This window comes from Psychromonas sp. (genome assembly GCF_047632955.1).
Lineage (GTDB): Bacteria > Pseudomonadota > Gammaproteobacteria > Enterobacterales > Psychromonadaceae > Psychromonas.
Window position 1 is genome coordinate 59,652 of sequence record NZ_JBLIED010000011.1, and the last position, 20,765, is coordinate 80,416.

The window sequence follows — 20,765 nt, forward strand, 5'->3', positions numbered from 1 at the left end:
AAGCTTTAGTCTTTATTCATTATGCAGGATAAATGCCTGCGGATAATCACTCTTCATTTCAGCCAATATTTTTTCTGCTCTTACCTGACTGTTAAAGGGTCCCAAGCGTAATTTATAGAGTTTATTTTCTGCGATAAATAAATTTTTTACTTGATATTCCGCACTGTGTTTTTTACCGAGATCCTCAGCTTTACCCGGTGAAGAAGTCACTAAGTACTGAATGTAATATTCGCCGTTAAACTGATTGCTCAGATCTTCCTGAGCAGGGAAATGCAGAAGTTCAATCTCCACTTTTGCAGTGCCGGTTTTCAACATATCCAGTTTATAGGCCGCCGCGTAAGAAAGGTCAATAATGCGTCCTTTATGGAAGGGGCCCCGGTCATTGACGCGCACAATTATCTGTTTGTTATTTTCCAAATTGGTTACTTTTACATAACTGGGCAGGGGTAAGTTTTTATGAGCGGCGGTCATTGCAAACATGTCATAACGCTCACCATTTGAGGTTAAGTGGCCATGAAATTTATTACCATACCAGGAGGCTTTTCCCCGTTCGCTGAGCGTTGTAATACCTCTCAGTACTTTATAATCAATCCCGCGTACGGTGTAATCTTTATTGCCACCGCGGGAATAAGCTTCATAACGAGGATTCACATCTTCAATATGACCCAGCGGAGGCGTTTTCTCCGGACTGTGATCATTCTCTATCTGATAGCGGCCGGTAGAAGAGCTACATCCGATCAGCAGTACAGTCAGCAGGGAGATGAGTGATATTTTAAATTTGCACATTATCTTCTTATTTTCTATTAAAACGTTTATGGGTATTGATAGACATTAACACTCCGAAACCGGCTATTAAAGTCACAATTGAGGTGCCACCATAACTTATCAACGGCAAAGGGACGCCTACTACGGGTAATAAACCACTCACCATACCAATATTTACAAATACATAAACAAAAAAAGTGAGGGTAATACTGCCTGCTACTAATTTTGTGAAAGCATCTTGGGCCTGGTTTGCTATCCATAAACCACGCGAAATTATCAACAGGTAAACGGTTAATAACAGTAAGATACCAATAAACCCAAACTCCTCTGAAAAAACCGAAAAGATAAAATCGGTGTGTCGTTCAGGTAAAAATTCAAGCTGAGATTGTGTTCCTTGTAACCAGCCTTTACCTAACAGACCACCCGAGCCAATCGCTATTTTGGACTGGATAATATGATAACCCGCGCCAAGCGGATCGGATTCCGGATTAAACAGGGTCAATACACGATTTCGCTGATAATCATGCATTAAGTAAAACCACAGCACGGGAACAAATGCGAGTACGGCGCTCGCGGCTATGCCAATATATAACCATGAAATCCCCGACAGGAAGAGCACAAAAACGCCCGATGACGCGACTAATATGGAAGTACCTAAATCTGGCTGTACGGCTATTAAGAGGGTCGGGACCAGGACAATTAACAGGGAGATAAAAATCTCTTTCAAACGCGGCGGAAAATTATATTCACTTATATAATAAGCAACCATAAATGGCATGATCAGTTTCATCATTTCCGAAGGTTGAAATTTTGTAAAACCAAGGTCTAACCAGCGTTGTGCGCCTTTGCCGATATGACCAAAGACCAGCACGGCGATCAGCATTAAAACCACAATAACAAAAATCGCCGGTGTCCAGCGTTGGTACATTTCCGGAGGAATTTGCGCGATTACAAACATCACCGCAAGGGCAATGGTTAAACGAATGACCTGTCTGATTAACATCTCATAACCGGCCACAGAATAGAGTACGGTCAGACTTAAACTCATTAAAGACAATAAGCCTATCAGGAGCAGCGGATCTATGTGCAAACGATAAAAAATGCTCTTTTGAGCTTGCGTATTGAGCATTATTATAAGCCTGACAATTGAGTAGTTGGAGAGGGTGGTTTGTTGTCAAAATATTCATCAAACAAAGAGCGGACGATCGGCGCCGCCTGACTGCTACCACCACCGGCATTCTCGAGAACAACACTGGCTACAATTTCCGGTGATTTAAAGGGTGCAAATGCAACAAACATCGCATTATCCCGATGCCGCTCTTTCATGCTGTCTGCATCATATGATTCATTTTCTTTGATGCTGACAACCTGTGCAGTACCGGATTTACCGGCTACGGAATAACTGCTGCCAATAAATGCTCTATCGGCAGTACCGGATCTTTTACTGGTAACGGCATACATGGCATCTAATGCTATTTCCCAATAATGATCATCCTTCAGCAGGATTGGCTCTTGCGGCGCTCGCTCCGGCGTAAAAGTCGTCTCTCCAGAAACGATGGATTGCAGCATATGCGGCTCTATTACTTTACCTTTGCGGGATAAAATGGCCGTTGCTTTGGTCAGTTGAATCGGTGTAACCGTCCAGTAACCTTGTCCGATACCCACGGATATTGTATCTCCGTCATACCAGGGTTCGTTAAATCTTGCCTTTTTCCATTCACGAGATGGCATGATAGCTTTTGTTTCTTCACCTATATCAAGACCACTGTAATTGCCAAAACCAAATTTTTCCATAAAAGGACTCATGCGATCGATGCCGGTTTTATAGGCAGTTTGATAAAAAAAGGTATCACAGCTTTGTTCGATGGCCTTGTGAACATCAACTGTACCGTGTCCCCAGCGCTTCCAATCACGAAAGCGGTGCTTAGAATTGGGTACAATCCACCAACCAGGATCGTATATTTCAGTGTTCTCGGTGATAACACCTGCATCTAACGCGAGTAGAGCCATTTCTGGTTTAATGGTTGAGGCTGGCGGATAGCGGCCCTGAGTGGCCCGGTTAATCAGCGGACGGTCTTTTGATTGCAGCAGTGCCTGATATTGGCGGTTACTTATGCCCTGCACAAAAAGGTTAGGATCATAGCTTGGACTGGAGACTAAACTTAAAACGCCGCCGGTATTGGCATCCAGCATAACCACGCTACCGCGATTTCCATCCAACAATTGTTGTGCTTTCTGCTGCAGTTTGACATCAAGGCTTAATATGATGTCTTTTCCCGGAATTGGAGGGGTAAAGCTAAGGGTACGGATGACTTTTCCCCAACTGTCTACTTCGACTTGACGTTGTCCGGGTTCCCCGTGCAATATATCTTCATAATATTTTTCGATGCCCAGTTTACCGATATATTCCGTTGCCCGGTAACGCGCACTTTCGCCGCGTTCTTCAATGCGCTGCAGATCTGCACTGTTAATTTTGGCGATATAACCGAGGGCATGGGTAAAAGTATCAGCAAAAGGATAATAACGTTTAAGGTTCGCTTGAATCGAAAATCCTTTAAATTTGTATTGATTAACGCTAAAAAGAGCGACTTCTTTTTCACTCAGCTGCTGGCGAATTACGATTGCTTTGAAGGATCTTGCGTAACGGTTTTGTTCGTGAAAGGTTTGGATTTCCTGATCCGTTAAAGCTAATAATTTTTGTAATGCAATAATCTCGGCATCTAAATTTTTTGTTTTATTAACGATTACCTGGAGATTATAAACCGGCCGGTTTTCGGCGATAATGATGCCGTTACGATCATAAATCAGGCCTCTGTTTGGCGGAATCGTTTGCACATTGATACGGTTGTCGTTGGAACGCGTTTGATATTTTTCAAAAGAGGTTATTTGCAGGTAATAGAGGTTGCTGATTAATACCCCTATTGCAACAATGATGGCAATAAAGATAACCAGAGTACGGCGCATAAACAGGGCGGATTCTGCGGAATGATTCCTTATGCTGATGCGTTTTTTAACCACGTAGTCTTATTCTCTATGGTAGGGGTGGTTAATGGTTAAAGTAAAAGCACGGTATAAACTTTCAGCGACGATAATTCGCACTAAAGGATGGGGCAAAGTTAATGCGGAAAGTGACCAGCGTTGTTCGGACTTTGCTATACATTCAGGCGCAAGCCCTTCAGGTCCACCGATTAACAAACTAATATTTCTGGCATCTAACTGCCACTTGCCCATCTCATCGGCAAGCTGTTCAGTGGTCCATGCTTGCCCCGTGACTTCCAGGGTGACAATTTTATTGCCTTTAGGGATTGCCGCAAGGGTTAATTCACCCTCTTTTTTCAAGATCCGTTTTATATCCGCATTTTTACCACGCTTTCCGGCATTGATTTCTAACAATTCAAGTTGCATCTCTTTTGGAAAGCGTCGCGCATATTCCTGATATCCTTTTTCAACCCAGTCGGGCATTTTTGTGCCGACTGCGATTAACTGAATTTTCATTAAGCAGATTGTTCCCAGAGCTTCTCAAGTTGATAAAACTGTCTTGTTTCATCCTGCATAACGTGAACGACAACGTTACCGAGATCCAGCAATACCCACTCACTGCCTTCTAAGCCTTCGATACCTAAAGGATTCTCACCTGCATTCTTGGCTGCCAGTGCCGTTTGTTCTGCTACAGAACGAACGTGGCGCTTAGAATTACCTGTACAGATAATCATAGTATCAGTGACATCGGAGGTTGCAGAAACATCGATCACGGTAATATCTTTGGCTTTGAAATCTTCAAGCTGTTGTAAAACAAATTTTTTTAATTGTGCGTCTTGCAAAGGGAATTCCTTTAATAATTGAGTTAAAAAATTAATCAGTCACATAGTATATCACGACCAATCTCTATCGGGATAGTGTTGATTATTATTTGATTTTTTTATACTGTCGCCGATTTATTCAATCCCCTCCTTTAGCCTACAGCTGTGATCTATACCGTTAAATAATTAGATCCTTTCCTTGCAAAAACGCGATAGTTTATTAGACTTCTGATAAAATGTGGAGAAATGTGCATAAAAGTGGATCTTTTTTCTCTAAATCAGATCATTTTCATTAAAATAAAAGATGGATCTTAGATAATTATGTTGCGTGGCGCGAATGCAATCAATCTTGACAGCAAAGGAAGAATCGCTATTCCAACTCGATATCGAGATTGGCTAGGTGAGACTTGTCAGGGTCAATTTGTCTGTACTATCGATATTCAGTCGCCCTGTTTACTGATCTATCCGCTTAATGAATGGTTATTGATTGAAAAAAAATTAAGTGCTTTATCCAGTACTAACCCGCAAGAGCGTCGTTTACAGCGCCTTATTCTGGGATATGCAACGGAAAGTGAATTGGATAAAAATGGGCGAGCTTTAATCGCACCAACCCTCAGGCAACATGCAAAACTACAAAAAAAAGTGATGTTGGTGGGGCAATTAAATAAATTTGAATTGTGGGATGAAGATATGTGGAATCAACAGATTGAAAATGATTTGCAAGATGGATTGCCGACAGGAACAGAATTAAGCGCAGGATTAAGGGAGTTTTCACTCTAATGGCAAAACACATAACAGTATTGCTCGATGAAGCAGTTAACGGCTTAGGTTTAAAAAAAGACGGTATTTACGTAGACGGGACCTTCGGACGAGGAGGGCATTCTCGGCATATTCTCGAAAGGTTAGGTGCACAGGGGCGATTAATCGGAATAGATAGAGATCCGCGCGCGATTGAAGCCGGCGAAGCACTGATGAAAGAAGATCCTCGTTTTACTATTGTCCACGGTCCCTTTTCCGGATTAGCTGAATATATAAAAGAGTTAGGGCTGGCCGGTAAAATAGACGGTGTGTTATTGGATCTTGGTGTTTCTTCACCGCAACTTGATGATGCTGAACGTGGTTTTAGTTTTATGCGTGATGGTCCGCTGGATATGCGCATGGATCCTACCTCGGGTATAAGCGCTGCACAGTGGTTGGCAAAAGCAGATGTTGATGACATTGGCTGGGTACTAAAAACCTTTGGTGAGGAAAAGTTTGCTTTCCGCATTGCCCGTGCGATCGTGGCAGATCGTGCCGAAACGCCGTTTTTACGCACACTGCAATTGGCACAATTAATTGAACGTCTCTGTCCTAAAAGAGAAAAGAAAAAACATCCTGCAACCCGCAGCTTTCAGGCTATTCGGATTTATGTCAACAGTGAATTGGAAGAGATCCATAAAGTACTTGATGGCGCGCTGGAGATATTAGCCGTTGGCGGACAGCTATCGGTGATCAGTTTCCATTCTTTAGAAGACCGGATAGTTAAACGTTTTATACGTAAACAAGAAAAGGGGCGTGAATATCCGGCTGGTTTACCTTTAACAGAAGCGCAGATGCAACATGGCAAGACCCTTAAATCTCTCGGCAAAGCACTCAAACCAAGTGCGGCAGAAATCAGTGAGAATGCTCGGGCACGGAGCTCTGTTTTACGTGTTGCACAGAAAATAGCCGAGCCGGAAAGTGAGTAACGGCAACCTGCCCAATACACATTTGTTGTGCTTAATTGCGGCTGATTTACGCCAACATTTTTTTTCTGTTGTGCTCGGAATATTGATTGTATGCAGCGCTATTTATAATGTTTACACCACTCATGAAACGCGCGGGTTGGTGACGCAAATAGATCGCTTAGCCCAGGACAAAGACGACTTGATGATGGAATGGCGCAATTTGTTAATTGAAGAGAATACATTAGATGAACACAGCCGTATTCGTCGTATTGCACTCAAACAATTGTCCATGTCACAGGCAACAAAAAAGAACAGTGTATTGGTGGAGCTGAGATGAAAATAAAACGGAATTTTAAAAAGCAAAAAACTGCCCAAAAAATACCCAAGAAAAATGTTTATGAGACCTTTTCCTCGTGGCGTTATATCTTTGTTTCAATCACGGTCGGAACAATTGCATTACTGTTAATTAGTCGCTTAGCTTATCTGCAGCTTATTGAACCTGAATATTTAACCAATGAAGCGGATAAACGCAGTTTACGTGTCACAGAGTCAGTGGCTCATCGTGGTAATATTGAAGATCGAAATGGTGAAGAGTTAGCTATCAGTGTGCCTGCCTACGCAATTTGGGCGGATCCTAAGCGAGTTAAAGCGGCATTTGCTTTTACGCAGCAGGAATTGTCAGAAAGTGTTGTTGTTAATCCTAAAACAGGCAAAGAGACCGCCAGCAAAGCGTATTTCTACGAGTCAAAAAAGTGGCCCGCTTTAGCTGAAGTGTTGGACATTGATCTGGATCAGCTTGCAGATATCCTCCAAAAACCAAACTCCCGATTTTCTTACCTTAAACGCCAGGTAAACCAACAAGTTGTAGAATATATCAAAGAGCTGAAATTAGCCGGGATATCCGATCAGCTTGAGTCACACCGTTTTTACCCTACGGGAGAAATTAATGCCAATATTTTAGGCTTAACGGATCTTGATTCTCAAGGTATCGAAGGTATTGAAAAAAGTTATAACAGCTACCTGCAGGGGCAAAGTGGACAAAAAAAAGTACGTCAAGATCGCCTTGGTAATGTAATTGATAATATCGAAGTCCTTAAAGTTAAAAAGGTTGCGGGTAATTTACAACTTAGTATTGATCAGCGCATTCAGGCCGTTGCCTACAGTGAGCTAAAGCGCGCTATTAAAATAAACGATGCAGCATCGGGGTCTCTTGTTGTTTTAGATGTTAATTCGGGCGAAATTTATGCGATGGTAAACTATCCGTCCTTTAATCCCAATGATCGCGACCAATACCGGCCTTACAAACTCAGAAATCGTGCCATAACAGATACCTTTGAACCGGGTTCGACGGTTAAACCCTTAGTGGTATCGAGTGCCCTTATTTATAAAAAAGCCAACGTTGATGAACTTATAGATACTTCCCCGGGTTGGATGCGTATTGGTGGTCGCCGGATTCGCGACGGCCATAATCTGGGCAAAATAGATCTGGCCATGATCCTAAAAAAATCCAGTAATATTGGTGTCAGTAAACTTGCTCTACGTTTGGAACCTGATCAATTACAACAAACTTTTTCTGACTTTGGCTTTGGAAATAATACCGGCATTGGTTTAATTGGCGAGAGTTACGGCCGCTTACCACTGCGTCGCCGCTGGTCCGATTTTGAGTTGGCGACCATGTCTTTTGGATACGGCATAACAACAACGACTCTGCAACTTGCAAGAGCCTATGCAATTTTAGGCAGTGGTGGTGTGCAATACCCGGTGTCGATATTGAAAAACTCAGTTGCGGCAAAGGGAGAGCAGGTGATTCCAAATAATATTGCTCGGGAAGTCGTATCAATGATGGAGGGCGTCAGTGAGCAGGGCGGGACCGCACCTAAAGCGAAAGTAGAAGGTTACCGCATTGCAGGTAAAACGGGGACGTCACGTAAAGCGGTAGCCGGTGGTTATGGCGATGATTATGTCGCCGTTTTTGCCGGGTTAGCACCTGCAAGTAAGCCGCGTTTTGCAATAGTGGTGATGATTAATGAGCCGCAGGGTGACAGATATTATGCGGGTGATGTTGCCGCACCGGTTTTTTCAACGGTGATGAAAAGTGCACTTTTATTAACTCACGTGCGTCCCGATGATGAAAATGACAGTTACACTTATTTGGAGTCTAATTAAGCATGCCTGAAAACCCGCAGACTATGTTATTAGATGAGTTACTTAAACCTTGGTTAAGTGACTGTGAATCTGGGACCATGGTCTCAGGTATCACCTTAGACAGCCGCCAGATTTGCTCGGGTGATCTATTTGTCGCTATTCAGGGGGCGCAGCATGATGGCCGATTGTTTATTGATAAAAGCATCAAAATGGGCGCTTGTGCTGTGTTATCGGAAACCACAGAAAAATCTGAACATGGTCAGATAAGCATTCGATCAGCAGTGCCGGTGTTCGCAGTTTATAAGCTGGCGGATATTTTAAGTGCATTAGCCTATCGTTTCTTTTTTGGGCAAAGTAAGCTGCATAAAGTGATTGCGGTGACCGGTACCAATGGGAAAACAACTATCGCGACCTTGCTGGCTAACAGTTTTATGCTGTTAGGTAAGCAAAGTGCACAAATGGGTACCATTGGTAATGGTTTATTCGGGCAGTTGAAAAGCAGTTTAAATACAACCTTAGATGCGATATCGGTATTGTCTGAACTACATTCTTATCAGCAGCAGAGCGTTGAATATACGATAATGGAAGTCTCCTCTCATGGACTGGATCAGGGGCGCGTCTCCGCTGTCCCTTTTTTTAGCGCAATATTTACTAATTTAACCCGTGATCACCTTGATTATCATGGTTCAATGGAAAATTATCATTTAGCTAAAAAAAGCCTTTTTGAAAAATATCCTCTCAAACAACGTATCATTAATGCCGATGACCCGATTGGCGCACAGTGGTTAAGTGATTTTCCCGATGCCGTTAGTTATGGTTTCAATGCCAAAGCCTTAAGCGATAAACAATCTTACCTGCGGATAACTGATGTTGATTATCATGCTCAAGGTGTCAATTTTAAATTTCACTCAAGTTGGGGGAAGGGATCAGTATCTGCCCCCTTTTATGGTGATTTTAATGTTGCAAACTTGGCGGCGGTATTAACCCAATTATTGCTAGAAAATATCAGCATCGAACAAGTGCAGACAATCTTTCCGAAATTAAACACCGTGCCGGGCCGAATGGAGCAATATTACTTTGCGCAACAAAATATCACCTTTGTTGTTGATTACGCGCACACACCCGATGCATTAGAAAAGGTATTATTGGCGCTGCAAAAACATAAATCTTCAGGTCGTCTTATTTGTGTTTTCGGCTGTGGTGGTGACCGCGACACGGGAAAACGTCCGCAAATGGCTAAAATTGCAGAGCATTATGCTCAACAAGTGGTTTTGGTTGATGATAATCCGCGCACCGAAAATGCTCAGGAGATTATTGATGACATATTACAAGGTTTTACTAAAGCGGATCGGGTCGAGGTGATTCATGATCGCAGGCAAGCGGTGAATTTTTTATTAAATTCAGCACAATCCGATGATCTGGTGCTGCTGGCCGGCAAGGGACATGAAGATTACCAAATTTTTGGCAAGCAACGAGTGCATTATAGCGATCGGGAATTATTAGCTGCACTGCAAAAATTAGCTGATCTGAGCGATGATTCGGTACATAATTAGTATGATTTGTGAATGAATTAGGTATTAAGCATCATAAAAAAATAACTGTCACGGCATAGCTGGTTGGCATAAAAATTACGTTTAATACAATAAAAATAACAAGAAGGTATTAAGATGATCAGCTTAACACTTGCTGAAATAGCCAAAGCAACCGCGGGGCAACTAGTTAATTGCGTGCACCCGAAGGCTGTTTTTAATCAGATCAGCACCGATACAAGACAAATTCAATCGGGTGACCTATTTATCGCACTGCGCGGTGAGCTTTATGACGCGCACCAATTCTTAGAAAAAGCCGTACAGCTGGGAGCGACTGCGTTATTAATTGACCGGCAAACGAAGGTCGATTTACCCTGTATTTTGGTAAAAGATACACGAATCGCATTAGGCCTGTTAGCGAGTTATGTCCGGCTAAAAATAAGCCCATTAAAATGTGCCGCTATTACCGGCAGTAATGGTAAAACAACCACCAAAGAATTACTCAGCGCAATACTTTGCCGTCATACGGGTGATAATGAAAGTGTGTTGGCAACCGCGGGTAATTTTAATAATGATATCGGTTTACCCCTTACTTTATTACGTTTAAGCGAAAAAGTCCGTTACGCTGTGGTCGAGTTGGGTGCTAATCATTTAGGTGAAATTGCCTATACGTCGCAACTCGCAAAACCCGATGTAGCATTAATAAATAATGTGATGCCTGCTCATCTTGAAGGCTTTGGATCGCTGCAGGGGGTTGCGCAGGCAAAGGGGGAGATCTGGTCAAGTCTTGGCGAAACTGGCATTGCCGTGGTGAATTTAGATGCTGATTTTGCCAGTGAGTATTTAACTCAATTGAAAAAATTAAACAGGCAGGTCTTCACTTTTTCAAGAGAGGGTAAAAAAGCGCATGTGAGTGCGTCAAATATTGTCTTTTCTGCTTTGGGTAAGGCATCTTTTGACCTTAATGTAATGCTTAAAAAAGACCCGCAAAAAATCTCCATTCAATTGAATTTAGCCGGATTGCATAATGTCAGTAATGCGCTTGCCGCTGCAACAATGGCCATTGCATTAGACTGTAACTTGCAGGAGATAGCGGCGGGTTTAAGTTCAGTTAAACAGGTCAACGGACGGGTTGATATCGGTCAAATTAATGAATTAGTGACTTTGATTGATGATAGTTATAATGCCAATTCTGCTTCTGTGAAAGTGGCGATAGATTTGCTTCAACAATATGCTTCTGAGCATCTTCTTATTCTTGGAGACATGGCTGAATTAGGCGTGTTTAGTGAACATGAGCACCACAGCATTGGTGAGTACGCTGCGCAAAAGGGCGTTAAAAAGTTAATAACGGTCGGTAAGCTTTCCTTTAAAACCCATCAGGCGTTTCAACAGGCGGGACAGGGTGAAGCGCTGCACTTCGATGATAACAAGCAAGTAAATGCTTACTTGAAAGATCTATTGTTAGAACAAAACGATAAGCTGACGGTTTTAGTGAAAGGCTCGCGTGGTTCAAAAATGGAAGAGATTGTTAACTTTATCAAGCAGGCAGAAAATAAATTCTGTGCTTGATCTGCTAACAATAATAATTAATATATAGGGTATAAGACTATGATCGTCTGGTTAGCTGAGTTATTTTCAAGCCATTTTACATTTTTGAATGTATTAACATATCTGTCGGTGCGAACTGTTATGGCGGTATTAACCGCGTTAGCATTTTCACTGTTTTTTGGGCCTAAATTAATACGTTTTTTACAAAAGTTTCAGATTGGACAAATCGTCCGTCAGGATGGTCCTGAATCTCATTTCAGTAAAGCCGGTACGCCAACCATGGGCGGCATTTTGATTCTTGGTGCAATCACTTTTTCAAGCTTATTATGGGCCAGGTGGGACAACCATTATGTTTGGATCGTGCTGTTCACAACGCTGTCTTTTGGTGCAATTGGTTTTATGGATGACTATTTAAAAGTGGTCCGTAAACACCCCGACGGTTTAATTGCCCGCTGGAAATATTTTTGGCAATCGGTAACGGCACTGGTGCTTGCGGTTGTATTGTTTTTAACCGCTACAACACCGGCGGAACTCACTTTTGTTATGCCCTTTTTTAAAGAATTTATGCCTTATCTCGGTCTGGCTTTTATCCCCTTAGTCTATTTTACCGTGGTGGGCAGCAGTAATGCGGTCAATTTGACCGATGGTTTAGACGGGCTGGCGATTATGCCGACGGTGATGGTTGCCGCTGCATTTGCATTAATAGCCTATCTGACCAGTCACGTTAACTACGCTCATTATCTGTATATTCCCTATATTCCTAAAGCCAGCGAACTGGTGATTATCTGCGGCACCATAGTAGGCGCAGGTTTAGGGTTTTTGTGGTTCAATACTTACCCTGCACAAGTGTTTATGGGCGATGTGGGTTCACTGGCATTAGGAGCTTTACTGGGTGTGATTGCGGTTTTGGTCCGTCAAGAAATCTTGCTGGTTATTATGGGAGGGATATTTGTAGTAGAGACCCTGTCGGTTATTTTACAGGTAGGCTCATTTAAAATGCGTAAACGGCGCATTTTCAGAATGGCGCCCATTCATCATCATTATGAGAAAAAAGGTTGGCCTGAGCCGCGTGTTATTGTGCGTTTTTGGATTATTACTATTGTCTTAGTATTAATCGGTTTAGTAACGCTGAAGGTACGTTAAAATGTCGAACCAGCAGATTGCAGTTCTAGGATTGGGAGAAACCGGCTTATCTTGTGTTAATTTTTTATTAAAACAAACTAAGCAAGTGACCGTGTTTGATACGCGGCAAACCCCTCCCGGGGAAGATAAGCTCGACAGTTCAGTTAAACTTATCAAAGGCGAATTGAACGGTGAGTTGCTTGCCAAGTTTGATTTGATTGTTGCAAGCCCAGGCATCGCATTAGCGACGCCGGCATTACAATTTGCGCTAGCCAGGGGTTGTGAGATCATTGGTGATATTGAGTTGTTTGCTAGGGAGCTTAAAAAACCCGCTTACGCGCATGCTAAATTAGTTACTATCAGCGGTTCAAATGGTAAAAGTACAGTAACCAGTTTGCTCGGTGAAATGGCCGATACTGCAAAAGTAAAAGTGGCTGTTGGTGGTAATATCGGCATTCCCGCGCTGGAATTATTGTCTCCTGAAATTGATTTATATATTCTGGAATTATCGAGTTTTCAATTAGAAACTACCTGTTCATTAAATGCGGATATCGCGACGATATTAAATGTCAGCGAAGACCATATGGACAGATATGACTCTTATGCACACTATACAGCTGCGAAACATCGGATTTATGAGCAATGCAAAATGGTGCTCTATAATCGTGATGATCCATTAACATACCCAAAAAATCCTGGCGTTAATAAAACCAGCTTTGGTTTTGATCAGCGCGCTTATGGATTGCTGACCAATGCGCAGCTGCAGATTTGTTTAGCAAAAGAGGGCTCTGCGCTACTTGCTGTTCAGCACCTGAAATTAAGTGGCAAGCATAATTGGATGAATGCCTTGGCCGCTTTAGCATTGGGTGAGGCTGTCGGCTTAAGCGAAACTGCGATGTTAACGACCCTGCAAGAATATGCCGGTTTGTCGCACCGCTGTGAATTTGTGGCTGAGATTAACCATGTCCGTTGGATAAATGATTCAAAAGCCACCAATATAGGCGCGACGCAGGCCGCGTTACTGGGTTTATCGGAAACCATACCCGGTAAAGTGCATGTTATTTTAGGGGGGGATGGTAAAGGTGCTGATTTTAGTGAGTTAGCGGCGGTGCTCAAGGAGATTGAAGGTCTGATTGTCTGTTTTGGGGCCGATCGCCAAAAAATAGCGGCACAAAATAAACGCGCACTGCTGGTTGAAAATTTAGATCAGGCCGTTGCTAAAATTTTCACCACGGCACAAGCCGGGGACCTGGTTATATTAAGCCCTGCCTGTGCCAGCTTAGATATGTATAAAAACTTTATGCAACGAGGTGATCACTTCAAAAATTTAGTCAAAGCATTGCCTGCGAGAATCAACTGATGGCGTTTTTTAATCGCTTGATCCAAAAGCTCACTAATCCTTCCCCTCAACCCTATGATAGGCAGCTTTTAATTGTTACCTTCATCCTTATGTGTGTTGGCATGGTGATTGTTGCATCTTCTTCAATTCCCGAAGGTATTGCCCTGTCCGCCGATCCCTTTCGCTTTCTTAAACGGCAGGCATTCTATTTAATACTGTGTCTAGTGCTGCTCTCCGGTGTGGTCTGTATCCCGATGAAACGTTGGTATGATTATCAGGGTATTATCCTCAGCTTGGCTTTTTTAGGACTGATTGCAGTTCTGATTGTGGGCACCGAAGTCAACGGAGCGCACCGCTGGTTAAGATTAGGGCCGGTTAATATTCAACCATCGGAATTTGCAAAACCTGCGATTATTTTCTTTTTAGCAAGTTATCTTTATCGCCGTCAAAAAGAGGTGATCGATACCATCAAAGGTTTCATCAAACCGCTGATATTATTGTCGGCTTTCTCATTATTGTTACTGTTACAGCCTGATTTGGGTTCAACGGTGGTGATTGTTGTTATCATGATGGGCATGTTATTTATTGCCGATGCCAAGTTAATTTCATTTGTGGGTATCGGCGTCTCGTTACTGGCTGTTCTGGTCGCGCTGATCATGACCTCTCCCTATCGTATGGCGCGTGTTTTTGGATTTTTAGATCCCTGGGCGGATCCTTTTGGCCGCAGTTATCAATTAACTCAGTCACTGATGGCCTTTGGCCGGGGTGGTTGGTTTGGAGAAGGTTTAGGAAATTCCGTCCAAAAATTAGAGTATCTACCTGAAGCACATACCGACTTTATAATGGCAATACTGGCGGAAGAGTTAGGTTTTGTGGGGGTTAGTCTGGTTATTATTTTGGAATTTTATGTGGTTTATAAAGCTTTTTCTATCGGTAAAGATGCGCTTAAGCAAACCTTTGTTTTCCCGGGTTACGTCGCTATTGGTATTGCCATCTGGTTTGCTTTTCAAATAGCCGTTAATATTGGCGCCGCATCTGGTATTGCGCCAACCAAAGGGTTAACCCTTCCTTTGGTTAGTTATGGTGGTTCAAGCCTGATCACTATCTCTTTGGCGATAGGTTTATTATTGCGTATTGATTACGAAACACGCATTGCGACGGCAAAAACGGTGATTAAAAAAGTCAAACGCACTAAAAAAGTTAAATTAAAGGAAACAACAGGTGAAGCCGATGTCCAATAAAAAAACATTAGTGGTCATGGCTGGCGGTACCGGGGGGCATGTATTCCCGGGACTTGCGGTGGCAGATGCATTAAAAAAGCAGGGCTGGGCCGTCAGCTGGTTGGGAACCGCGGATCGTATGGAAGCACAACTGGTGCCTGAACACGGTTATGAAATAGATTTTATCGATATTGCCGGAATACGGGGAAATGGTCTAAAACGTTTGTTGATGGCACCCATTCGCATTATTAAATCAATCTGGCAAGCACGTTCGGTGTTAAAAAAGCGCCGGGTTGATTTAGTCTTAGGCATGGGAGGCTTTGCCAGCGGACCGGGTGGTATTGCTGCCTGGAGTATGGGAATCCCGGTTATTTTACATGAGCAAAATGCGACCGCCGGCTTAACAAATCGCATCTTATCGCTATTTTCCAAGCGGGTATTAATGGGCTTTTCAGGTGCTTTTACAAGCAGTAAAGCGATTTTGGTGGGCAATCCTGTGCGCCAAGAGCTTATTGAGTTGCCGGTAAAAAAAATATCAGCTGAAAATGAGGCACTTAAAGTACTAGTGGTTGGCGGGAGTTTAGGGGCTAAAGTATTAAATGACTTATTACCCAAAGTATTCAGTTCATTTGACGCTGCACAGCTCAATATTACGCATCAGAGTGGCAAAGGACATTATCAGACTCTACAAAAAAGTTATCAAGAACTGCATGTGACGGCCAATGTGCAAGAATTTATTGCTGATATGGCGAGTGCTTATGACTGGGCTGATCTGGTTATTTGCCGCGCGGGAGCGTTAACCGTTGCCGAGTTGGCAGTTGTCGGTTTACCTGCGATTTTTGTTCCTTTGCCCCATGCTGCGGATGATCATCAGACTAAAAACGCGCAATATTTAGTCGATCAAGAGGGCGCAGTGTTAATCGCACAAAAACAATTAACTGAAAAAAAAATAAGTGATTATTTGCATCTATTCCTAGAGAATAGAGAATTATTGACCGCAATGTCACAAAAGAGTAAAAAAGTAGGAATCATTGATGCAACCGAGCGTGTTGCGTCTATCTGTAATCAATTAGTTCAAGCACCGCGCAATTAAATATTGCCGGCTTACAACTTTATATTAGACAAGTGATTTATTATGATGAAAATCGACCTAGCCCAAATACGCACTATGGTGCCTGAAATGCGCCGTGTTAAGCAAATTCACTTTGTGGGGATCGGTGGCGCTGGCATGGGCGGAATTGCCGAAGTATTAGCCTATGAAGGTTATAAAATTTCCGGTTCCGATATTGCCGAGAATTCAGTCGTAAAGCGATTACGTTCACTGGGCGCTGAGATTTTTATTGGACATAAACAGGATAATATATACGGTGCGTCAGTCGTAGTAGTGTCAACGGCAATCAAGTCTGATAATTCAGAATTGCTAGCAGCGCAACAGGCGCGAATTCCGGTGGTACGCCGAGCAGAAATGCTGGCTGAATTGATGCGTTATCGTCATGGTGTTGCCGTTGCAGGTACGCATGGCAAGACCACTACAACAAGCTTAATAGCAAGTATTTATGGGCAGGCACAACTGGATCCTACTTTTGTGATTGGCGGTCTGTTAAATAGCGCAGGTACAAATGCAAAATTAGGGCAAAGTCGCTATTTAATCGCAGAAGCCGATGAAAGTGATGCTTCATTTTTACATTTGCAACCTATGGTGTCGGTAGTGACTAATATTGAAGCTGACCATATGGAGACCTACCAGGGCAGTTTTGAAGTATTAAAAGATACCTTTGTTCGTTTTATACAAAACTTACCCTTTTATGGTACTGCGGTGGTATGCCTTGATGATGCTGTTATTGAACAATTAATTCCGCGTTTTGCGCGTCAAACTGTTACTTATGGTTTTCATGAACAAGCAGATGTGCGTATTTCAGATTTCTCGCAATGCGTCAATCGCAGTGAATTTTTAGTGCATAGAATTAATAAACCGGCAATGAAAATAGAGCTTAATCTTCCCGGAAAACATAATGCATTGAATGCCGCAGCTGCGATCGCTGTTGCAATGGAAGACGATATTGATGATGCCTTTATTTTAACGGCACTTAATGAATTTGCTGGTATTGGCCGCCGTTTTGAACAATACGGTGAATTTGAAACCGGGCGTGGTAAAGCTATTTTGATTGATGATTACGGTCATCACCCCACTGAAGTACAAGCAACCATAACTGCTGCGCGTGCGGCATGGCCGAATAAACGTTTAGTCATGGCTTATCAGCCCCACCGTTATACAAGAACTCGTGATCTCTATGAAGATTTTGCGCATGTTTTAGCGCAGGTGGATCAATTATTACTGCTGGATGTCTATCCTGCCGGTGAAACGCCTATCGCAGGTGCCGATAGCCGCTCTTTATGCCGTACTATTAGGCAACTCAGTGGTAAAGAGCCTATTTTTGTTGCCACACCGGCGTTGCTGCCTGCCATGCTGGCGCAGATAATTGACGATGGCGATCTTGTTCTAACGCAGGGAGCCGGCAATATTGGCGCGGTGGTTAAAACATTAGCTGAATTACAACTAAACATAGAAAAAATGAAAGAAGCGAGTCGCGTACAATGAGTTTAGATTTTGGTAAAGTAGCGGTTTTATTAGGTGGCAACAGTGCTGAGCGTGAAATTTCATTAAGCTCTGGAAAAGCCGTGTTAAATGCATTGTTACGCCAGGGTGTTGATGCCTATGCTATTGATCCTAAGTTTGATGATTTATTGCAGCTAAAAACATTAAATTTTGATCGCGTTTTTATTGCCTTGCACGGTCGAGGTGGTGAAGATGGTGTTATACAGGGGTTCTTAAGTACATTAGGTATCCCCTATACAGGCAGTGATGTTTTAAGCTCAGCCATTGCAATGGATAAATCAAAGACCAAACAAATTTGGCAAAGTGTGCAATTACCGACAGCTCAGTACCGAATTATAAATAAAGACGCATTTGATCCTGCGCAGGCCAGGCAGATACTGAAAAGTTTATCGGGTACCGTGATGGTAAAGCCGGTCAGTGAAGGCTCCAGTATCGGGATGGCAAAAGTAAGCACTGCAATTGAGCTTATTGCCGCATTGAGTGAAGCTTTTAAATTTGATCGACAAGTATTACTTGAAACCTGGATCACCGGGCAAGAGTACACGGTATCAATGTTAAACGGAAAAGCATTACCGGCTATTCGAATGCATACCGATAATACATTTTATGATTATCAGGCTAAGTATCAATCAACAAAAACTCAATATTATTGTCCTTGCGGTCTTGAACCTGCGAAGCTTTCTGAATTAAACCGATTAGCTGTTGATGCCTTTTCTGCCATTGGTTGTTGCGGATGGGGACGAGTCGATTTTATGCTGGACGAGTCAGGACAGTGGTATTTATTAGAAGTGAATACAGTGCCCGGCATGACAGAAACAAGCTTAGTACCTAAAGCTGCAAAACAAGCTGGTTTTGATTTCGATCAGCTTACGATCGAAATTTTAAAGCAAACACTGTAATTATATGGTATTTAAATTAAAAGAAATAAAAGTTGGAAAATGGATTAGTCTAATTTTTTTTCTTATTTTAATATATGGGTTACAAGACAGTTATTCAAAATTAAAAGCATGGTTAACCGATGAACAATCTTTACCGTTAACCTCTTTAATTTTAACCGGTGAAATGCAGCACGTTGCATCGGATGATGTGCGTGTTGTATTAAAAAAGCAAAAAGATCGTTTGAATTTTTTTACTCTGGAAATTGCACAAATTCAGAAACAGCTTGAAGATATGCCATGGGTTTATTCTGCGTCGATACGCAAACAATGGCCTAATACAATAAAAATTCATATTGTTGAGCAATCAATCATTGCGATTTGGAACAATAATGCGCTGTTAAATCAGGCAGGTGATATTATTCACACCTCTCCGGAGGGTGTTCTCGATCAATATATTAAACTCTATGGTGAAGATGAGTTTGCGAAGAAAGTACTGCAAACTTACTTGGAAATTGAACAGTTATTAAAAGTGAACAATTTTAAGATTAAATTATTAAGCAGCGATAAGCGTAACTCAACTAAAATAATTTTAGAAAATGGTATCGCATTACGTTTAGGAAAAGAACAAAAACTGGATCGTATTCAACGCTTTTTAAGCGTATTTCCATTGATAGAAAATAAATACGATATTGATACAATTGATTATTTAGACTTGCGTTATGATACCGGGATAGCGATTGGTTGGCAAAAAGAGAAATCTTGATATTTAACAGATACCCCAAGATTGTGCAGTTTAATAAAGATAACGGTGAGTTTTGAGTATGGAAAGTAGTTATACAGTAGGATTAGATATTGGCAGCAGCAAAATCGTTCTTTTAATTGGAGAGCCGATGGCCAATAATATGATCAATATCGTGGGTATTGGAGAAGTGCCCGCAAAAGGTGTTGATAAAGGTTCTGTTACTGATTTAGATTCCGTTGTCACTGCGATTCAGCAGGCGTTAACGCTTGCTGAAGAGATGGCCAATTGTAAAGTGTCCTCGGTGAATTTATCGGTATCTGGTGCACATATTGAATCGACCAATGAGTCGGGCACCTGGGCTATAGACGATAATGAAGTCTCTTCCTATGATATTGCCAGTGTGCTGCACAATGCCCAATCGATTAAAATACGTGACGATAGACGTTTATTACATGTGATCCCGCAACAATATGCAATTGATTCTCAAGAGGGGATTAGTAACCCGCTAGGGTTATCTGGGGTTAAACTAAAAGCTGATGTGCATTTAATTACCTGCCATAATGATTTTGTTAAAAATTTAGAAAAAGCGGTAGAATTATGTGGTTTATCAATTGAACAACTGACATTTTCCGGCGTTGCGTCCAGTACCGCTATCTTAAGTGAAGATGAAAAAGAGTTGGGTGTTTGCATTGTTGATATGGGCAGCGGTACTATGGATATATCTGTTTATATCGCCGGCGCATTGCGCCATAGTTCAGTGCTGAGTTATGCCGGTAATTCGGTCACTAATGATATTGCCATTGCCTTTAGTTCACCGCCGAGTTCGGCTGAGAAATTAAAAATCAAATATGGCTGTTTACTGCGCGACGGTATAGATTCTGATGAAATGATTGAATTGAGCAGTGTGGGTGGGCGAGGTGCTCGCACCCTGCAACGGAAAATGTTGGTTGATGTGATTGAACCTCGTTATAGTGAATTATTAGGTTTAGTAAAAAAAGAGTTATGCAAGCTGAGCAATAACCTTGAAATGGAGGGTTTAAAACAGCAATTAGCTGCGGGTATTGTTCTAACGGGCGGTGCCGCACAAATGAAAGGTTTAGTTGAAGTTGCGGAGAAAGTTTTTGATAATATGCAGATCCGTATCGGCAAACCTGATAATTTACAAGGTTTAGCCGAGGATGTTGCGACACCTGCTTATTCAACTGTTTTAGGTCTGTTACGTTTTAAAACTGCACAGTTTAGCGAAAATTATGAAAGTGTGGATACAAGTCGTTTTTAAATTATTTTAAATAGATTAAAGAGTTGGATTAAAAAAGAATATTAACAATCAATTTTTGTATAACCAAGGCGGTGA

At 42.1% G+C, this 20,765-nt stretch carries 19 protein-coding genes; 14 read left to right on the forward strand and 5 right to left on the reverse strand.

What is annotated here, in order from left to right:
* Nucleotides 1-12: 12 nt before the first annotated feature.
* The 5 genes from ACJAZP_RS09165 to rsfS are packed head-to-tail and all read right to left on the reverse strand — an operon-like array spanning nt 13 to nt 4,586.
* Entirely contained in the window at nt 13-786 is a 774-nt protein-coding gene (locus tag ACJAZP_RS09165) for a septal ring lytic transglycosylase RlpA family protein (protein WP_415230437.1), read from the reverse strand.
* Between the two features lie 7 nt (nt 787-793).
* Complete coding sequence (rodA, locus tag ACJAZP_RS09170; RefSeq protein WP_415230438.1) at nt 794-1,894, reverse strand: rod shape-determining protein RodA; 1,101 nt, start codon at nt 1,892-1,894, stop codon at nt 794-796.
* A 2-nt stretch (nt 1,895-1,896) separates the two neighbouring features.
* Nucleotides 1,897-3,783, reverse strand: coding sequence for a penicillin-binding protein 2 (mrdA, locus tag ACJAZP_RS09175; RefSeq protein WP_415230439.1), 1,887 nt, complete (start codon nt 3,781-3,783; stop codon nt 1,897-1,899).
* A gap of 6 nt (nt 3,784-3,789) precedes the next feature.
* Nucleotides 3,790-4,260 (reverse strand): 23S rRNA (pseudouridine(1915)-N(3))-methyltransferase RlmH, encoded by a 471-nt coding sequence (gene rlmH / locus ACJAZP_RS09180; RefSeq protein WP_415230440.1) that lies wholly within the window; start codon nt 4,258-4,260, stop codon nt 3,790-3,792.
* Nucleotides 4,260-4,586 (reverse strand): ribosome silencing factor, encoded by a 327-nt coding sequence (gene rsfS / locus ACJAZP_RS09185; RefSeq protein WP_415230441.1) that lies wholly within the window; start codon nt 4,584-4,586, stop codon nt 4,260-4,262. The genes rlmH and rsfS overlap by 1 nt, the downstream gene beginning before the upstream one ends.
* A gap of 300 nt (nt 4,587-4,886) precedes the next feature.
* Here rsfS and mraZ point away from each other — a divergent pair, with 300 nt between their 5' ends.
* The 14 genes from mraZ (at nt 4,887) to ftsA (ending at nt 20,690) form a co-directional block, all read left to right on the forward strand.
* Entirely contained in the window at nt 4,887-5,345 is a 459-nt protein-coding gene (gene mraZ / locus ACJAZP_RS09190; protein ID WP_415230442.1) for a division/cell wall cluster transcriptional repressor MraZ, read from the forward strand.
* Nucleotides 5,345-6,292, forward strand: a complete 948-nt coding sequence (rsmH, locus tag ACJAZP_RS09195) for a 16S rRNA (cytosine(1402)-N(4))-methyltransferase RsmH (protein WP_415230443.1) — start codon at nt 5,345-5,347, stop codon at nt 6,290-6,292. The genes mraZ and rsmH overlap by 1 nt, the downstream gene beginning before the upstream one ends.
* Nucleotides 6,285-6,608, forward strand: coding sequence for a cell division protein FtsL (gene ftsL / locus ACJAZP_RS09200; protein WP_415230444.1), 324 nt, complete (start codon nt 6,285-6,287; stop codon nt 6,606-6,608). The genes rsmH and ftsL overlap by 8 nt, the downstream gene beginning before the upstream one ends.
* The gene (locus ACJAZP_RS09205) at nt 6,605-8,437 is read left to right on the forward strand and encodes a peptidoglycan D,D-transpeptidase FtsI family protein (protein WP_415230445.1); all 1,833 of its coding nucleotides are present in this window, start codon (nt 6,605-6,607) and stop codon (nt 8,435-8,437) included. The genes ftsL and ACJAZP_RS09205 overlap by 4 nt, the downstream gene beginning before the upstream one ends.
* A 2-nt stretch (nt 8,438-8,439) precedes the next feature.
* Nucleotides 8,440-9,969 (forward strand): UDP-N-acetylmuramoyl-L-alanyl-D-glutamate--2,6-diaminopimelate ligase, encoded by a 1,530-nt coding sequence (gene murE / locus ACJAZP_RS09210; RefSeq protein ID WP_415230446.1) that lies wholly within the window; start codon nt 8,440-8,442, stop codon nt 9,967-9,969.
* A gap of 114 nt (nt 9,970-10,083) precedes the next feature.
* Nucleotides 10,084-11,514 carry a UDP-N-acetylmuramoyl-tripeptide--D-alanyl-D-alanine ligase gene (locus tag ACJAZP_RS09215; RefSeq protein ID WP_415230447.1) on the forward strand — a complete coding sequence of 477 codons (1,431 nt, stop codon included), beginning with the start codon at nt 10,084-10,086 and terminating at the stop codon, nt 11,512-11,514.
* Between the two features lie 39 nt (nt 11,515-11,553).
* Complete coding sequence (gene mraY / locus ACJAZP_RS09220; protein WP_415230448.1) at nt 11,554-12,636, forward strand: phospho-N-acetylmuramoyl-pentapeptide-transferase; 1,083 nt, start codon at nt 11,554-11,556, stop codon at nt 12,634-12,636.
* A 1-nt stretch (nt 12,637) separates the two neighbouring features.
* Nucleotides 12,638-13,975: a UDP-N-acetylmuramoyl-L-alanine--D-glutamate ligase gene (murD, locus tag ACJAZP_RS09225; RefSeq protein ID WP_415230449.1), complete on the forward strand. Its 1,338-nt coding sequence runs from the start codon at nt 12,638-12,640 to the stop codon at nt 13,973-13,975.
* A complete protein-coding gene (gene ftsW, locus ACJAZP_RS09230; protein WP_415230450.1) occupies nt 13,975-15,195 on the forward strand; it encodes a putative lipid II flippase FtsW in 1,221 nt (406 codons plus the stop codon). Before murD ends, ftsW begins: the two co-directional genes overlap by 1 nt.
* Nucleotides 15,185-16,267 carry an undecaprenyldiphospho-muramoylpentapeptide beta-N-acetylglucosaminyltransferase gene (gene murG, locus ACJAZP_RS09235; RefSeq protein ID WP_415230451.1) on the forward strand — a complete coding sequence of 361 codons (1,083 nt, stop codon included), beginning with the start codon at nt 15,185-15,187 and terminating at the stop codon, nt 16,265-16,267. The genes ftsW and murG overlap by 11 nt, the downstream gene beginning before the upstream one ends.
* 42 nt (nt 16,268-16,309) lie before the next feature.
* Complete coding sequence (murC, locus tag ACJAZP_RS09240; protein WP_415230452.1) at nt 16,310-17,773, forward strand: UDP-N-acetylmuramate--L-alanine ligase; 1,464 nt, start codon at nt 16,310-16,312, stop codon at nt 17,771-17,773.
* Nucleotides 17,770-18,690: a D-alanine--D-alanine ligase gene (locus ACJAZP_RS09245; RefSeq protein ID WP_415230453.1), complete on the forward strand. Its 921-nt coding sequence runs from the start codon at nt 17,770-17,772 to the stop codon at nt 18,688-18,690. The genes murC and ACJAZP_RS09245 overlap by 4 nt, the downstream gene beginning before the upstream one ends.
* 4 nt (nt 18,691-18,694) lie before the next feature.
* Nucleotides 18,695-19,432, forward strand: coding sequence for an FtsQ-type POTRA domain-containing protein (locus tag ACJAZP_RS09250; protein ID WP_415230454.1), 738 nt, complete (start codon nt 18,695-18,697; stop codon nt 19,430-19,432).
* 58 nt (nt 19,433-19,490) lie between these two features.
* Entirely contained in the window at nt 19,491-20,690 is a 1,200-nt protein-coding gene (gene ftsA / locus ACJAZP_RS09255; protein WP_415230455.1) for a cell division protein FtsA, read from the forward strand.
* Nucleotides 20,691-20,765 lie beyond the last annotated feature (75 nt).

Excerpts from the sequence above, each read along its gene's own strand:
- ACJAZP_RS09165 (WP_415230437.1), bottom strand. The coding sequence starts at position 786 with ATGTGCAAATTTAAAATATCACTCATCTCCCTGCTGACTGTACTGCTG.
- rodA (WP_415230438.1), bottom strand. The coding sequence starts at position 1,894 with ATGCTCAATACGCAAGCTCAAAAGAGCATTTTTTATCGTTTGCACATA.
- rlmH (WP_415230440.1), bottom strand. The coding sequence starts at position 4,260 with ATGAAAATTCAGTTAATCGCAGTCGGCACAAAAATGCCCGACTGGGTT.
- mraZ (WP_415230442.1), top strand. The coding sequence starts at position 4,887 with ATGTTGCGTGGCGCGAATGCAATCAATCTTGACAGCAAAGGAAGAATC.
- rsmH (WP_415230443.1), top strand. The coding sequence starts at position 5,345 with ATGGCAAAACACATAACAGTATTGCTCGATGAAGCAGTTAACGGCTTA.
- ACJAZP_RS09205 (WP_415230445.1), top strand. The coding sequence starts at position 6,605 with ATGAAAATAAAACGGAATTTTAAAAAGCAAAAAACTGCCCAAAAAATA.
- murE (WP_415230446.1), top strand. The coding sequence starts at position 8,440 with ATGCCTGAAAACCCGCAGACTATGTTATTAGATGAGTTACTTAAACCT.
- ACJAZP_RS09215 (WP_415230447.1), top strand. The coding sequence starts at position 10,084 with ATGATCAGCTTAACACTTGCTGAAATAGCCAAAGCAACCGCGGGGCAA.
- mraY (WP_415230448.1), top strand. The coding sequence starts at position 11,554 with ATGATCGTCTGGTTAGCTGAGTTATTTTCAAGCCATTTTACATTTTTG.
- murD (WP_415230449.1), top strand. The coding sequence starts at position 12,638 with ATGTCGAACCAGCAGATTGCAGTTCTAGGATTGGGAGAAACCGGCTTA.
- ftsW (WP_415230450.1), top strand. The coding sequence starts at position 13,975 with ATGGCGTTTTTTAATCGCTTGATCCAAAAGCTCACTAATCCTTCCCCT.
- murG (WP_415230451.1), top strand. The coding sequence starts at position 15,185 with ATGTCCAATAAAAAAACATTAGTGGTCATGGCTGGCGGTACCGGGGGG.
- murC (WP_415230452.1), top strand. The coding sequence starts at position 16,310 with ATGATGAAAATCGACCTAGCCCAAATACGCACTATGGTGCCTGAAATG.
- ACJAZP_RS09245 (WP_415230453.1), top strand. The coding sequence starts at position 17,770 with ATGAGTTTAGATTTTGGTAAAGTAGCGGTTTTATTAGGTGGCAACAGT.
- ACJAZP_RS09250 (WP_415230454.1), top strand. The coding sequence starts at position 18,695 with ATGGTATTTAAATTAAAAGAAATAAAAGTTGGAAAATGGATTAGTCTA.
- ftsA (WP_415230455.1), top strand. The coding sequence starts at position 19,491 with ATGGAAAGTAGTTATACAGTAGGATTAGATATTGGCAGCAGCAAAATC.